The following is a 14448-nucleotide window of genomic DNA, read 5'->3' on the forward strand; positions in this document are numbered from 1 at the left end:
CCCGACGGGCACCTGTCGGGCGTGCTGCTCGACGCGTGGGCGGTCGCGGTGTCCGGTGGCGGGTCCTGGGCAGATGGTGGAGCGGCCGTCCGCGCGGCCTTCGCCGACTGCCCGAACCGTGCGGCGGACGGCGAGCACCTCCGGGACGTCCTCGCGCTCGCACAGCGCGCCGGGGTCCCGGCGGCGTCGCTCCTCCGCGCGGCAGCCGAGGACGTCCGCGACGACGCTGCTGCAGCCGGCCTGGCCGCCGCGGAGCGACTCGCGGTCCGGCTGGTCCTACCGCTCGGCGTGTGCGTCCTCCCCGCGTTCGTGCTCGTCGGGGTCGTGCCCGTGGTGTTCGGAGTCCTCTCCTCCACCGTCGTCGACGTCGGCTGATCATCCACAGATGCGGCTGCCGGCCCCGTGCCGCGGGTCGACCACCGCGAGGCTGGACGCACCACACCAGGAAGGACCGGCACATGACCGACACACCCCGCCCGCGCCGCCACGGCCTCCGCACCCGACTCCGGCGACGACTCGACGACGACCGGGGGTCCGCGACGGCCGAGTACGCCGTCGTGATCCTCGCCGCCGTCGCCTTCGCCGGCGTCCTCGTCGCCGTGATGCGCTCCGGAGAAGTGCAGAGCATCCTCACGGAACTCGTCCGCGGTGCACTCTCGCTCTGATCCACGCGCGACGGTGGACGGGGAGCGCGGCTCCGTGAGCGTCGAGTTCGCGGTCGTGCTCCCCGCCGTGGCACTCGTCCTGACCTCGCTCGTCGCCGCGGTGGTCGTCGTCGACGCCCTCGGTCGTCTCCAGCTCGCAGCGGCGACGGCGGCGCGGGCGTTCGGTCGCGGGGACGACGCCGCCGCTCGCGCGGCGATCGAACGCCTCGCACCCGGGGCCGACGTGACCGTCCACCGCGACGGCGTCGTCGTCTGCGTCCGGGCAGCGCGGGGCGCCGCCGGACCGTTCGAGGCCGTACCGCTCCGGGCCACCGGTTGCGCTGCGGAGGACGGGCGGTGAAGGAGCGCGGGTCCGCCACGGTGCTGCTCGCGGCGGTCGTCGGTGTCGTCCTCGTCGTCCTGACGTCGGCGCTCGCCGCAGCCGGACTGCGCGTGGCCACGATCCGCGCCCAGGCCGCAGCCGACGCCTCGGCGCTCGCCGCGGCAGCGGCCCTCGTCGGCGTCGTCCCGGGACGACCCTGTTCCGTCGCGACACGGGTGGCAGCCAGGAACCAGGCCGCTCTCGACACGTGCGGAACCGCCGGCTCCGCCGCCCGGGTCCGGGTCGTGGTGGGTGACGGACCGTTCGCCGTGGGCGCAGTCGCCGTCGCAGGGCCGACGGACGACCAGCCCGAACACTATGTGTATGGTGTGCCTGTCGGCCCCCGGTCACCGGTGCCCCGGTCGACCCGGACGCGTTCGTCGTCCAGGGCCGACGAGCACCATCGATCAAGGAGACACGTGCCAGGCACGAAGAAGCTCGTCATCGTCGAGAGCCCCGCGAAGGCCAAGACGATCGCGCAATACCTCGGTGACGGATACGAGGTCCAGGCGTCCGTCGGACACATCCGGGACCTCGTCGAGCCCAAGAACCTGCCGGCAGAGCTCAAGAAGGGCTCGCTCGGCAAGTTCTCGGTGGACGTCGACAACGGCTTCGAGCCCTACTACGTCGTCTCCGACGCGAAGAAGAAGACCGTCTCCGAGCTGAAGCGCGCGCTCAAGGAAGCCGACGAGCTCTACCTCGCGACTGATGAGGACCGCGAAGGCGAGGCCATCGCGTGGCACCTCCTGCAGGTCCTGAAGCCCAAGGTGCCGGTCAAGCGCATGGTCTTCCACGAGATCACGAAGGAGGCGATCCAGCGTGCGCAGGACGCCACCCGTGAGCTGGACACCGCCCTCGTCGACGCACAGGAGACCCGCCGGATCCTCGACCGCCTCTACGGGTACGAGGTGTCGCCGGTGCTCTGGCGCAAGATCGGTCCGGGGCTCTCGGCCGGCCGGGTGCAGTCCGCTGCCACGCGGCTCGTCGTCGACCGCGAGCGCGAACGCCTCGCCTTCGTGTCGGCCAACTACTGGGACCTCAGCGCGCGCTTCGAGAAGGAGGGCGACGCAGCCTTCACCGCTCGACTCGCGCGGGTGCAGGGGACCCGGGTCGCCTCCGGTCGTGACTTCGACGACCGCGGTGCCCTGAAGGGCGAGGCCGTCCGCCTCGACGAAGCCGCCGCCGCCGCACTCACCACGGTGCTCGAGCGTGCGGGGGACGCCACCGTCCGCAGCGTCGAGTCGAAGCCCTACACCCGCCGTCCGGCCGCGCCGTTCACGACGTCGACCATGCAGCAGGAAGCGGCGCGCAAGCTCCGACTGTCGCCGCGGCAGACCGCGCGTGCGGCACAGACGCTGTACGAGAACGGGTACATCACCTACATCCGTACGGACTCCGTCAACCTGTCGAAGCAGGCGCTCGACGCAGCCCGCAAGCAGGCCGCCGACCTCTACGGTGCGGCCACGGTGCCGGACAAGCCGCGCGTCTACGCGAGCAAGAGCAAGAACGCGCAGGAGGCGCACGAGGCGATCCGGCCCGCCGGTGACACCTTCCGCACCCCGGCGCAGCTCGAGGGCACCCTGACGGGCGTCGAGTGGCGTCTCTACGACCTCATCTGGAAGCGCACGATCGCATCGCAGATGGCGGACGCGAAGGGGTCCACGGCGTCGATCGTCCTCGGCATCTCCTCCACCGAGTCCGTCGAGGGCATCCCGGCGACCGCGAACGGCACCGACGCCGAGTTCACGGCGTCGGGCACGGTGATCACCTTCCGCGGGTTCCTCAACGCCTACGAAGAGGGCAAGGACGAGGACCGCCACGAGTCCTCGGACCGCTCGGGCACCGACGTGGCGCTGCCCGACGTGAAGGAAGGCGAGCACCTCGCCGTCGATGACGTCGTCGCGAAGGGGCACGACACCACCCCGCCCCCGCGCTACACCGAGGCGAGCCTCATCAAGACGCTCGAGGACCTGGACATCGGCCGGCCGTCGACCTTCCCGACCATCAGCCCGACGATCATCGACCGTGGCTACGTGTCGCTGCGCGGGACCCAGCTCGTGCCGAACTGGATCGCCTTCAGCGTGGTCCGGCTGCTCGAGGACTACTTCGGTGACCTCGTGCAGTACCAGTTCACGGCGGACATGGAAGCCGACCTCGACCGGATCGCGAACGGCGATGCCGACCGTGTCGACTGGCTGAAGGAGTTCTACTTCGGCGGCGGTGACCAGCGTGGTCTCCGCACGGTGATCGACAACCTCGGCGAGATCGACGCGCGGGAGATCAACTCCGTCGAACTGGCGCCGGGGCTGACCCTCCGCATCGGTCGCTACGGCCCCTACATCGAGGTGCCGAGCGACGACCCCGAGAAGCCCCGGCGCGTCAACGTGCCCGAGGACCTCGCTCCGGACGAGCTCACCGCCGAGAAGGCCCGCGAGCTCGTGGACGCCCCGGTGCTCGGTGACCGCGTCGTCGGCATCAACCCCGAGACCGGGAAAGAGGTCCTCGCGAAGGACGGCCGCTTCGGTCCCTACGTGACCGAGCGCACGCCCGAGCCGGAGCCCGCGGTCGACCCGACGACGGGCGAGGTGCTCGAGACGCAGGCCGCGCCGGCCGCCGCAGAGGCGGAGCCGGCAGCGACGACCAGCGCCAAGGGTGCCGCGAAGAAGGCGTTGGCGAAGAAGACGACGAAGAAGGCCGCTGCGCCCAAGGAGCGCACGGCGTCCCTCTTCAAGTCCATGGACCCGCAGACGGTCGACCTCGAGACGGCCCTGAAGCTGCTCGACCTGCCGCGGGTCGTCGGCAAGGACCCCGAGTCCGGCGACGACATCACCGCGCAGAACGGGCGGTACGGCCCCTACCTCAAGAAGGGCACCGACACCCGGACCCTGCCGAGCGAGGACGCGATCTTCGACGTCGACCTCCCCGGAGCGCTCGAGCTCTTCGCCCAGCCCAAGTACGGCGGACGACGCGCTGCGAGCGCGGCGCTCAAGGAGTTCGACGCCGACCCGGTGTCCGGCAAGCCGATCAAGATGAAGGACGGCCGGTTCGGTCCGTACGTCACGGACGGCGAGACGAACGCGACGATCCCGCGCGGCGAGGACGTCGAAGCGGTCGACCACGCCCGAGCCGTGCAGCTCATCGCGGACAAGCGCGCCAAGGGACCGGTGAAGAAGAAGGCACCGGCGCGGAAGCCGGCGGCCAAGAAGAAGTGACCGGCCGGTTCATCACGCTCGAGGGCGGCGACGGTGCGGGCAAGACGACGCAGGCGGAGCTGCTGACCGCCTGGCTCGAAGCGCACGGCCGCACGGTCGTGCGCACCCGCGAACCGGGCGGGACCGAGCTCGGGACGCGGATTCGCGAGATCGTCCTGCACGAACGCGGGCACGTCGCGCCACGAGCCGAGGCGCTGCTCTACGCGGCTGATCGAGCGCACCACGTCGAGACCCTCGTCCGTCCCGCGGTCGCTCGCGGCGACGTCGTGCTGCAGGACCGGTACATCGACTCCTCGGTGGCGTACCAGGGCATCGCTCGCGGTCTCGGTGCCGAGCAGATCCGTTCGGTGTCGGACTGGGCGGCTGACGGACTCACCCCGGACCGCACGATCCTGCTCGACCTCGACGTGACCGTCGGGCGTGCGCGGGTGGCCGCGGCGCGCGGGGACACCTTCGACCGACTCGAGTCCGAGGCCGAGGCCTTCCACGAGACGGTCCGGCGGGCGTTCCTCGAGATGGCGGCCGCCGAGCCCGAGCGCTTCCTCGTGGTCGACGCGTCCGCACCGGCTGCGGACGTCCAGCGCGCGATCCGAGCCGCGGTCGCTCCACTGGTCGGGATCGTCGAGGGATGACGGTGGCGGCTGGCAGGATGATTCCATGAGCGTGTGGGACGGCCTGACGGGGCAAGAAGAGGCGGTCGCCTCGCTCCGCAACGCTGCCGAGTCGCCCGACGGCACCGGCGGCATGACGCACTCGTGGCTGATCACGGGACCTCCCGGGTCGGGCCGGTCGAACGTCGCGTCCGCCTTCGCCGCAGCGCTCGTCGGCAGCGGTCCGGATGACGACCACACGCTCCAGCAGATCACTGCCAAGACCCATCCCGACGTCTCGGTCCTCACGACGCAGCGCGTGATCATCACCATCGACGAGATCCGGCAGCTCGTCACCTCGTCGCACTACTCGCCGTCCGTCGGGCGCTACCGCGTGGTGATCATCGAGGACGCGGACCGCATGACGGAGCGCACGTCGAACCTGCTCCTCAAGGCGCTCGAGGAACCGCCGGAGCGCACGGTCTGGATCCTCTGCGCCCCGAGCGAGGCCGACCTGCTGCCGACGATCCGCTCGCGCGTCCGCTCGGTCCGCCTGCGGGTGCCGGGCATCGAGTCCGTCGCGGACCTCCTGGTCGCCCGGACCGGTGTCGACCGTGTCCTCGCGATGGACGCGGCACGGCAGGCGCAGAGCCACATCGGCATGGCCCAGCGTCTCGCCACGAGCGAGGACGCCCGCGACCGTCGGCGCCGGACGCTGACCACGGTGCTCGGGGTCAGGACGGTCGGGGACGCCGTGATGGCCGCCGCCGACCTGCTCGCCGTCGCCGACGAGGACGCGAAGGCGATCACGCAGCAACGCGACTCCGAGGAACGTGACGCCGCGATGCGCTCCCTCGGGATCGAGCCCGGGGGGACCATCCCGCCAGCACTCCGTTCGCAGTTGCGCCTCCTCGAAGAGGACCAGAAGCGTCGGGCGACGCGAAGCCTCCGGGACGGGTTGGACCGCATCCTCGTGGACGTCTCCTCGCTGTACCGTGACCTGCTGCTGCTCGGGCTCGGGGCGCCTGCGGAGCCGGTGAACCTCGCCATGCGCGACCACCTCGACCAGGCACTGCCGACGGTGACGCCGGCTGCGGCCCTCGAGGTGCTCGACGCCATCGCGCTCGCCCGGCAGCGGATCGCCGCGAACGTGGCGGCGCTCCTCGCGCTCGAGGCGCTGCTCGTCACGATCGCCCGCGCCCGGCGCTGACCCCCGCAGGTCGCCGACGCCGTGGACCGGACCACCTGTGGAAGCCGAGCGGCCCGTCGGGCGCGAACCGCGCCTCCAGGCGTCCCACACCGTGTCTGTGACGTTCCCCATCCGCCCGCGGCCCCGCGCATGGGAGAATCGCCGCATGTCCGACGCAGAACCCGGCCTGCGCGAGCGGAAGCGCCGCGCCACCCGACTCGCGATCCAGCAGGCCGCGCTCCGCATCGCGATCGAGGAGGGGCTGGCCGCGGTGACGGTCGACGAGATCTCGCGGCGTGCGGACGTCTCTCCGCGGACGTTCTTCAACTACTTCCCGAACAAGGAAGGCGCGATCCTCGGCGACGATCCGACGCTGCCGGACGACGACACGCTGGCTGACTTCGTGGCGGGTGGGCCGACGGGGGAGTTGCTGGCCGACCTCGGGGCGTTGCTCGTGCACTCGACGCGCGAACTCATCGAGGAGCGCGGGCTGATCGAGGAGCGGCAGCAGGTGTTGCGGGCCGCGCCGGAGCTCTTCAGCCGACGGATGGAGTCCATGAAGGAGTTCCAGGGGGCGATCGAAGGGGCGATCGTGGCGCGGTTCGCTGCGGCAGCAGGCGAGGCACCTGACGAGCCCGTGGACGCCGCGGGGACGACTCCGGATCGTCGCCGTCGGGCGCGGTTGGCGTCGCTCGTGGCCTTGGCCGTGCTGCGGCATGCCTGGTGGGAGTGGTCGGACGCCGATTCCGACACCCACCTCGTCGACGAGCTCGAGCGGTCGTTCGCCGACCTCGACGCGCTCGTTTCGCGTTCGCTCGTCTGAACCTGTATAGTCGTGTCCCGTGCCGCTCCGGCAACGGAGCGTCCGCCGCCTTAGCTCAGTCGGCAGAGCGATTCACTCGTAATGAATAGGTCGTCGGTTCGATTCCGACAGGCGGCTCCGAAAAGCCCCGGTCAGACAGTGTCTGACCGGGGCTTTCTGCTACCCGGCGCGGAATCGCGGGAGAGCGAGGGCTCGGGCACCCGAACAGCCGGGCACCCGAACCCATCGCCTCAGGGCAGGTAGTACGTCGGGTTCGGCAGCTTCACGCTGCGGTCCGCCGACCCACCGAGCAGGTCGCTGTACTGGTCGCCGAAGTTCGCCACGATGTCGTACCGCCCTCCGGAGCGCGACTCGATGTGCGCACGGGTCTGCGACTTGTACTCGACGGTGGTGCACTTCGCCGAGGCGCACGTGATGTACGACGGCTGCTGGGAGGCGCCGACCCCGGTCCACTTCGTGTAGTAGGTCTGCGTGCCGTGCTGGGTCGCCTGGAACTGCGGGTACCCGACCTTCTGCAGGTTCTCGATCGTGGCGGTCTTCTGGTCGTCGTTGCGTCCGGTGAGTCCGATGATCGAGCAGCCGGAGCGCTCGGCGATCGACACGAGCGAGGTCATCGACGGGGTGGCGGGGAAGCGCTCGTCCTGCACCCACTCGTCCTGGCGGGCGGGGTCGAACACGAAGTGCATGTCGGCGACCTCCATGTCGTAGGTCCACAGCGTGGTGTCGTCCGCGTCGAGCACGATCGCGGGGTTGCGGTGGAGCTTGCGGCCGACGGCGCACTGAGCGGCGACGACGGGGGCCTGCTTGCGGACGATGGAGCGCATCTCGCGGATGTAGGGCGAGTCGGTGCGGTTCGCGAGTCCGGTGCCGGGGTCGCCGTAGTAGGTCGCGATGGTCGACTTGACGGAGTCGATGTTCGGGATGCCCTCGCCGCCCTGGGTGGCGCCGGACGAGCCGTCGGCAGCCATGGTGAAGTGCGTGCGGGGCGTCAGGCGAGGTTCCGAGACACCGGGCAGGTCTGCGGAGGGCAGGTAGTACGTCGGGTTCGGGAGCTTCAGCGATCGATCGGCGTAGCCGCCCTGCAGGTCGCTCCACTGGTCGCCGATGTTCAGTGCGATGTCGTACCCGAGGTCCTGCTCGATGTGCTTCCGCGTGAGCGCCTTGTACTCGACGGTCGTGCACTTCGCGGTCGCGCAGGTGATGTACGACGGCTGCTGGGACGCGCCGACCCCGGTCCACTTCGTGAAGAAGCGGTCCTGGGTGAAGGCGGTGTACCCGACCTTCGACAGGTTCTGGACGGTGGCGGCCTTCTGGTCGTCGTTGCGGCCGGTCAGCCCGAAGATCGTGAAGCCCAGCGACTGCGCACGGTTCACGAAGCCGACCATCGAGGGCGTCGCCGGGAAGCGCTCGTCCTGCACCCACTCGTCCTGGCGGGCGGGGTCGAAGACGAAGTGCATGTCCGCGACCTCCATGTCGTACGTCCACAGCGTGGTGTCGTCGGCGTCGAGGACGATCGCGGGCTTCTCACCGCGGCGGACGGCGGCGTCGTGGATACGCCGCAGCTGGGCGCCCTGCCGATCGACGATGGAGCGCATCTCGCGGATGTAGGGCGAGTCGGTGCGGTTCGCGAGTCCGGTACCGGGGTCGCCGTAGTAGGTCGCGATCGTCTTCTTGACCGAGTCGATGTTCGGGATGCCCTCGCCGCCCTGGGTCGCTCCGGAGGAGCCGTCGGCGGCCATCGTGAACTGCGTCCGTGGCTGCAGGCGAGCGTCGGCCGAGTGGCCGGGCGGTGTCCACCCGTGTCCGGGTGAACCCCACCCGTGGGCGGCCGCGGGCGTGACGCCGACGAGGGTCGAGGTGAGCACGATCGCCGCGCTCGTGGCGACGGCGGACAGGACGGATCGGCGCATGGAGGAGACCTGATCGCTTTCTGTGGGAGGAGCGGTCGCGCGGGACACGACCGTCGCACCCCCGTTCAGGGGGCGCAGCAGCACGCTAGCTGGCAATCACCCGTGCAGTCCATACCAAAGTGCTGCGGGTGGACAGCGGCGGGCCGTCGGACGGCGCTGGTAGACAGGTCACATGACGGTTCGTTGGGGAGTCATCGGTACGGGCGGCATCGCACGGTCCTTCGTGGGCGACTGCAGCGCCGCGGGGATCGAGTTCGTCGCGGTGGGCAGCCGGACGCTCGCGAGCGCCGAGGCGTTCGCGGCCGAGTTCGGGATCCCGCGGGCGCACGGCTCCTACGAGGACCTCGTCGCCGACGACGGCGTGGATGCCGTGTACGTCGCGACACCGCACTCGCGGCACGCGGCGGATGCGCTGCTCGCGATCGAGGCCGGCAAGCACGTCCTCGTCGAGAAGGCCTTCACGATCACGGCGGACGAGGCCCGTCGTGTGGTGGGCGCCGCCCGCCGGGCCGACGTCGCCGTCATGGAGGCGATGTGGACGCGCTTCCTCCCGCAGATGTCGATGATCCGCGAGCTCGTGGCCGAGGGGCGCATCGGGCGCGTCCGGGTCGTCGAGGCGACGCACCACCAGGCGCTGCCGTCCGATCCGGCGCACCGGTTGAACGACCCGGCGCTCGGCGGCGGCGCGATGCTCGACCTCGGCATCTACCCGATCTCCTTCGCGGTCGACGTCCTCGGCGTGCCGACGTCGGTCGTCGCTGCCGGCACGCTGAGCGAGCAGGGCGTCGACACCCAGATGGGCCTGGTGCTGACGCACGAGGGCGGGACGCAGTCGATGATCCACTTCGGGCTCGACCTCCGCAGTCCGAACACGGCCTCGGTCATCGGGGAGGACGGTCGCATCGACCTCGACGCGACCTGGTACACGCCGACGACCTGGCGGATCCGGGACCGCGATGGGAACGTCGTCGAGGAGTTCGACGGACGCGAGGAGCTCACCGGCTACGCGCACGAGGTGCGCGCGTTCGAGACGATGGTCGAGTCCGGCACCCACGAGGGCGGCCCGATGGACCCCGAGGAGACCATCGCCATCATGGCGCTCATGGACGAGGCACGCCGCCAGGTCGGCGTCCGGTACCCGGCCGACGGCTGACGCTCGGCGGGCGCGGAACGTGCGGACCGGCGAAGGAGGCCTGGAGGCTCCTCCCGCAGTTCCGTAGGATCGATCGCGATGTCCGACCAGCAGCCTTCACCGCGCAGCGTCGCGGACCGCCTCCGCGACGCCCGCACCGCCGTCCGCGCTTCGATCGCCCGCCGCCCGGTCCCGTGGATCGCCGGCGGCCTCGCGACCGTGCTCGTGCTCGGATCGGGCGGTGCGGTGGCCGTGGCGGCGGCGACCATGCCGACCCCGACGACCACGGCGGCCGCGACGGCGTCCGCAACCGCGTCGAGCGCCCCGGCACCGACTGCGGCGGCGCCCACCCCGACGCCGACACCGAAGGGCCGCAGCGTACCGGAGGACCCGCCCGGTCCGTCTGCCCTCCGGACCTGCACGATCACGAACGCTGCCTCGGCGAGCGGGCTCGGCGCGTTCGAGGGCTACGTCATGAACGCGAAGACGGGCGAGGTGCTCTTCTCGCGCAACGGGGACAAGCCCGCACAGACCGGCAGCGTGATGAAGACCCTGACGACGGCGACCGCGCTGGCCGTCCTCGGTGGCGACCACCGCATCCCGACCACCGTGACGAAGGAGTCCGGCGGAGCGATCGCGCTCGTCGGTCACGGTGACGCCACCCTGTCGGCCGGCGGAGCGACGGTCTACCCGGGCGCTCCGACGCTCGCGCAGCTCGCCCAGCAGGTGAAGGCGAAACTCGGCAACACCCCGGTGACCACGATCGTCACGGACGACACGTACTGGAACGACGCCGACGCCTGGGACCCCACGTGGCCGGTGAGCGAACGGACCATCGGCTACCAGCCGAACGTCACGGCGCTCATGGTCGACGGCGACCGCGCGAACCCCGGTGCCGCGACCTCGCCGCGGTCCACCGACCCGGTCGGTCGGGCCGGTGACCTGTTCCGGACGGCCCTCGCGAACGCCGGCGTCGCCGGTGCCGCGAACGCACAGATCGTGAAGCGTGCGACGACCAGCACGGACACGATCGCCACGGTCTCGTCGCAGCCGGTGTCGACGCTCATCGGCCAGATGATCCCGAACTCGGACAACACGCTGGCCGAGATGCTCGCGCGGATCTCGTCGAAGGAGTCCGGCTCGGACGGGTCCGCCGCTTCCCTCACCGCCGTGTACCAGACGGCCCTGAAGTCGTACGGCGTCGACCCGGCCGGCATCGTCATCAAGGACGGCTCGGGGGAGAGCGCCGCGAACGCCGTCTCGCCGAACTTCGTCGCGCACCTCATGGTGCAGGTGGCCGCCGGGGCGAAGGGCCTCGGGACGCTCGCGAACGCTCTGCCGGTGTCGGGGCAGTCCGGCACGCTCGCCAGTCGGTTCACCGGGGCGAACGCCGTCGCGCGCGGCAAGGTGCACGCGAAGACCGGATGGATCGACAGCGCGAACACCCTCGGCGGCTACATCGACGCGGCCGACGGCACCCGCCTGACGTTCGCGTTCTACGCGATCGGGTCCTCGCGGGCCGCGGCGCTGCCGGCGCTCGACGCGGTGACGGCGGCGACGTACTCGTGCGGGGGCAGGCTCACCGGCTCCTGAGGCCCCGGGTGTTGGATGGGACCATGTCCAGGGCACTCCTCGTCGTCGACGTCCAGAACGACTTCACCGAGGGCGGTGCCCTCGGTGTGACCGGCGGGGACGACCTCGCGCGTCGCATCACCGCGTTCCTCGGTCGGCACGCCGACGAGTACGACCTCATCGTCGGCTCCCGCGACTGGCACCACGGCGACGACGACAACGGTGGCCACTTCGCCGGCCCCGAGGGACCCGACTACGAGACCACCTGGCCGGTGCACTGCGTCGCCGGTACCCCCGGTGCGGAGTACCACCCGCGGCTCGACACCGCTCCGATCGACGTGCACGTCTTCAAGGGGCAGGGCACACCGGACTACTCGGCGTTCCAGGCGCGCACCGAGGACGGCGTCCCGTTGCCGGAGGTCCTGGCGGAGCACCGAGTCGTGACGATCGACGTCATCGGCATCGCCACCGACCACTGCGTGCGCGCCTCGGCACTCGACGCCCGCGCAGCCGGGTACGACGTCGCCGTCTACGACGACCTGGTGGTCGGGGTCGACGACGACCGGAGCGCGCGGGCACTCGACGAGATCCGGGCGGTCGGTGGGCACGTCGACCACAGCGACATGGACGAGGGACTGGCGAACCCGGACGGGGCGCTCCTCTGAGCGTGGCCCGACGTCGTCCGGGGCCGACCGGACCGCCTCAGACGAGCAGCTGGTGCTTCGCCAGGTCGCGGTAGAGCGGCGTCGACTCGACGAGCTCCGAGTGGGTGCCGACGCCGACGACGCGGCCGTGCTCGAGCACCACGATCACGTCGGAGTCGACCACGGTCGACAGCCGGTGGGCGATCACGAGCAGGGTGCGATCCTCGGCGACGGCGTCGATCGCGAGGCGCATCTTCTGCTCGTTGACCCCGTCGAGCGACGAGGTGGACTCGTCGAGCAGCAGGATCGGGGGAGCGGCGAGGAGCGCGCGGGCGATCGCGAGCCGCTGCCGTTCGCCGCCGGACAGCATGACGCCGTCCTCGCCCACCTGGGCGTCGAGGCCCCGAGGGTCGCGGTGCAGGACCTCGCCGAGGTTGACGGCCTCGAGCACGCGGACGCAGTCGGCCTCGGTGGCATCCGGTGAGCCGAGCAGCAGGTTCGCGCGGATCGTGCCGGCGAGCACCGGTGCGTCCTGTTCGACGTACCCGATCTGCGCGCGGAGCTCGGCGCGTTCGAGGCCGCGCACGTCCACGCCGCCGAGCCGGATGATCCCGCTCGTCGGGTCGTAGAAGCGCTCGATCAGGGCGAGCGTGGTGGACTTCCCCGCGCCGGACGGCCCGACGAGTGCGACGCGCGACCCGCGGGGGACCCGGAACGACACGTCGTCCAGCACCACGTCGTCGGCGGTGGTGTCGTCGGGGCGCTGCGCCGCGCCTCCTGGGACGACGGCGGACTCGGCACCGTCGGCACCGGACGCCTGCGCCGGACGCGCGTACCGGAACGATACGTGCTCGAACGCGATCGCGTCGTCGCTCTCGACCGCGGCGGCGACGCGGACCGCCTTGTCGTCCTGCGCCTCGGTCGGGAGGTGCAGGATCTCCTCGATGCGCCCGAGCGCGCCGAGCGCCTGCGCGACCGCGACGGCCGCGCCCATGGCCTGACCGAGCGGCATGATCATCATGAAGAGCAGCAGGATGAACGTGATGAGCGTCGCGATCGTGATGGTGCCCGCGGCGACCTGCGCGCCTCCGACGCCGAGGACGGCGATGAACGCGACCTGCATGACGATGCTCGCGACCGGGACGACGAAGGCGGACATCTTCGCGATGTCGAGGCCGCGACGGTAGGCCTCGGTGGCGTGGCCGTCGACCTCGTGCACCTCGCGCTCGGTGGCGCCGGCGGCCCGGATCGTCCGGACGGCGCCGATGCCGCGCTCGACCGCGGCGGTGAGGTCGCCGACCTTCTCCTGCGCGCGCTTCGATGCGACGCGGATGCGGCGGCTGAGTCCACCGACGACGACGATGGCGACGAGCACGATGACGACGACGATGCCGAGGAGCAGCGGGTCGATCACCGCCATCGCGATGACCGCGCCGATGAAGGTCAGGGCTCCGCCGATCGACTCGATGAGGCCCTGCGTCAGCACGGCGCGGAGCAGGGTCGTGTCGCTGCCCACGCGGGAGACGAGGTCGCCGGTGCGCCGGGTGTCGAACTCGGAGATCGGCAGGTTGAGGATGCGCGCGATGAGCTTGCGGCGGGTGGACAGCACGACGCCCTCGCCCGCGCGCTGGAGCAGGAAGTGCTGCACGCCGTTGAGCACGCCCGCGACGACCACGAGCCCGACGAGCAGCCAGACGAGCGTGCTCAGGGTGTCGCCGTGCTGGACGGCGGTGATGACCTGGTTGACGAGCAGCGGCTGCGCGAGGGAGGCCCCGGCGCCGAGCACGCTCAGCACGATGATGACGACCATCGCGGGCTTGTTCTCGAACAGGTAGCTCAGCAGGCGGCCGAAGCTGGCGCGGGGACCGTCGGTCTTCTTGGGTCGGGCGAAGGGGAAGCTCATCGTGTTCCTAGTTTCTGCCGTACTTCTTGTGCACTGCCTGGCGGCTCACGCCGAGCAGCGTCGCGATCTCCTGCCACGAGGCACCGGCGTTCCGGGCGCGGCGGGCGGCGAGTTCCTCGGTCCGGTCGAGCTCACGGCGGAGTTCGCGGACGCTGGCGAGGGCGGAGAACGGGTCGTCCCCGGCTGCGCCGGCGGCGAGGCTCGTGATGGTCGGTCGGTCCACGGGTGTCAACCTACATTGACGGCCGGCGGGTGTCAACGTGCGTTGACGTGTTGGGGTGGGGCGGGGGTGGCGCGTGTGGCGGCAGGCGGTGGCGCCGCAGCGGGTTGGCTGGGCCGACTCGGAACGACATCACCGACGTCGTACGACGTCGGTGATGTCGCCCCACCGCGTGTGCAAATGCACGCGCCCGCAACATTCGACACCGCCGATGTCGTACGACAGCG

The 14448-nt window shown here is 71.2% G+C and carries 12 protein-coding genes, 1 tRNA gene and 1 pseudogene; 11 read left to right on the forward strand and 3 right to left on the reverse strand.

Features of this window, described 5'->3' with window-relative positions; genetic code table 11:
* The 8 genes and pseudogenes from Q7F20_RS14490 to Q7F20_RS14525 form a co-directional block, all read left to right on the forward strand.
* A pseudogene (locus Q7F20_RS14490) lies at positions 1 to 375 on the forward strand (hypothetical protein); the annotation flags it as partial.
* Between the two features lie 83 nt (positions 376 to 458).
* On the forward strand, positions 459 to 665 hold the full coding sequence (locus tag Q7F20_RS14495) for a DUF4244 domain-containing protein (protein ID WP_305740781.1): 207 nt from the start codon (positions 459 to 461) through the stop codon (positions 663 to 665).
* 34 nt (positions 666 to 699) lie between these two features.
* The gene (locus Q7F20_RS14500) at positions 700 to 1005 is read left to right on the forward strand and encodes a TadE family type IV pilus minor pilin (RefSeq protein ID WP_305740782.1); all 306 of its coding nucleotides are present in this window, start codon (positions 700 to 702) and stop codon (positions 1003 to 1005) included.
* Positions 1002 to 4238 carry a type I DNA topoisomerase gene (gene topA / locus Q7F20_RS14505; RefSeq protein WP_305740783.1) on the forward strand — a complete coding sequence of 1079 codons (3237 nt, stop codon included), beginning with the start codon at positions 1002 to 1004 and terminating at the stop codon, positions 4236 to 4238. Before Q7F20_RS14500 ends, topA begins: the two co-directional genes overlap by 4 nt.
* Entirely contained in the window at positions 4235 to 4870 is a 636-nt protein-coding gene (gene tmk, locus Q7F20_RS14510; RefSeq protein ID WP_305740784.1) for a dTMP kinase, read from the forward strand. The genes topA and tmk overlap by 4 nt, the downstream gene beginning before the upstream one ends.
* A gap of 25 nt (positions 4871 to 4895) precedes the next feature.
* Complete coding sequence (locus tag Q7F20_RS14515; protein WP_305740785.1) at positions 4896 to 6038, forward strand: DNA polymerase III subunit delta'; 1143 nt, start codon at positions 4896 to 4898, stop codon at positions 6036 to 6038.
* Between the two features lie 145 nt (positions 6039 to 6183).
* Positions 6184 to 6840 carry a TetR/AcrR family transcriptional regulator gene (locus Q7F20_RS14520; protein WP_305740786.1) on the forward strand — a complete coding sequence of 219 codons (657 nt, stop codon included), beginning with the start codon at positions 6184 to 6186 and terminating at the stop codon, positions 6838 to 6840.
* Between the two features lie 44 nt (positions 6841 to 6884).
* Positions 6885 to 6957: transfer RNA gene (locus tag Q7F20_RS14525), tRNA-Thr, on the forward strand.
* 113 nt (positions 6958 to 7070) lie between these two features.
* Here the strand turns inward: Q7F20_RS14525 and Q7F20_RS14530 are convergent.
* The gene (locus tag Q7F20_RS14530; protein ID WP_305740787.1) at positions 7071 to 8750 is read right to left on the reverse strand and encodes an HAD family acid phosphatase; all 1680 of its coding nucleotides are present in this window, start codon (positions 8748 to 8750) and stop codon (positions 7071 to 7073) included.
* A gap of 172 nt (positions 8751 to 8922) precedes the next feature.
* On the opposite strand from Q7F20_RS14530, the gene Q7F20_RS14535 reads away from it, so the two are divergent.
* The 3 genes from Q7F20_RS14535 to Q7F20_RS14545 all read left to right on the forward strand — a co-directional run bounded on the left by Q7F20_RS14535 (position 8923) and on the right by Q7F20_RS14545 (position 12119).
* A complete protein-coding gene (locus Q7F20_RS14535; protein WP_305740788.1) occupies positions 8923 to 9903 on the forward strand; it encodes a Gfo/Idh/MocA family protein in 981 nt (326 codons plus the stop codon).
* A 78-nt stretch (positions 9904 to 9981) separates the two neighbouring features.
* Complete coding sequence (gene dacB, locus Q7F20_RS14540) at positions 9982 to 11475, forward strand: D-alanyl-D-alanine carboxypeptidase/D-alanyl-D-alanine-endopeptidase (RefSeq protein ID WP_305740789.1); 1494 nt, start codon at positions 9982 to 9984, stop codon at positions 11473 to 11475.
* 23 nt (positions 11476 to 11498) lie between these two features.
* On the forward strand, positions 11499 to 12119 hold the full coding sequence (locus Q7F20_RS14545) for an isochorismatase family protein (RefSeq protein ID WP_305740790.1): 621 nt from the start codon (positions 11499 to 11501) through the stop codon (positions 12117 to 12119).
* Positions 12120 to 12156: 37 nt separating this feature from the next.
* Here Q7F20_RS14545 and Q7F20_RS14550 read toward each other — a convergent pair whose 3' ends face one another.
* Both Q7F20_RS14550 and Q7F20_RS14555 read right to left on the reverse strand, forming a co-directional pair.
* The gene (locus tag Q7F20_RS14550; RefSeq protein ID WP_305740791.1) at positions 12157 to 14001 is read right to left on the reverse strand and encodes an ABC transporter ATP-binding protein; all 1845 of its coding nucleotides are present in this window, start codon (positions 13999 to 14001) and stop codon (positions 12157 to 12159) included.
* Positions 14002 to 14008: 7 nt separating this feature from the next.
* Positions 14009 to 14224 carry a hypothetical protein gene (locus Q7F20_RS14555; RefSeq protein ID WP_022907338.1) on the reverse strand — a complete coding sequence of 72 codons (216 nt, stop codon included), beginning with the start codon at positions 14222 to 14224 and terminating at the stop codon, positions 14009 to 14011.
* Positions 14225 to 14448: the final 224 nt, after the last annotated feature.

The organism is Curtobacterium sp. A7_M15, assembly GCF_030705415.1.
Taxonomy (GTDB): Bacteria; Actinomycetota; Actinomycetes; order Actinomycetales; family Microbacteriaceae; genus Curtobacterium.

What these genes read in the sequence shown, in the direction of transcription:
- Q7F20_RS14495 (WP_305740781.1), top strand. Translation starts at nt 459, where the DNA reads ATGACCGACACACCCCGCCCGCGCCGCCACGGCCTCCGCACCCGACTC.
- Q7F20_RS14515 (WP_305740785.1), top strand. Translation starts at nt 4,896, where the DNA reads ATGAGCGTGTGGGACGGCCTGACGGGGCAAGAAGAGGCGGTCGCCTCG.
- Q7F20_RS14520 (WP_305740786.1), top strand. Translation starts at nt 6,184, where the DNA reads ATGTCCGACGCAGAACCCGGCCTGCGCGAGCGGAAGCGCCGCGCCACC.
- Q7F20_RS14530 (WP_305740787.1), bottom strand. Translation starts at nt 8,750, where the DNA reads ATGCGCCGATCCGTCCTGTCCGCCGTCGCCACGAGCGCGGCGATCGTG.
- Q7F20_RS14535 (WP_305740788.1), top strand. Translation starts at nt 8,923, where the DNA reads ATGACGGTTCGTTGGGGAGTCATCGGTACGGGCGGCATCGCACGGTCC.
- dacB (WP_305740789.1), top strand. Translation starts at nt 9,982, where the DNA reads ATGTCCGACCAGCAGCCTTCACCGCGCAGCGTCGCGGACCGCCTCCGC.
- Q7F20_RS14545 (WP_305740790.1), top strand. Translation starts at nt 11,499, where the DNA reads ATGTCCAGGGCACTCCTCGTCGTCGACGTCCAGAACGACTTCACCGAG.
- Q7F20_RS14550 (WP_305740791.1), bottom strand. Translation starts at nt 14,001, where the DNA reads ATGAGCTTCCCCTTCGCCCGACCCAAGAAGACCGACGGTCCCCGCGCC.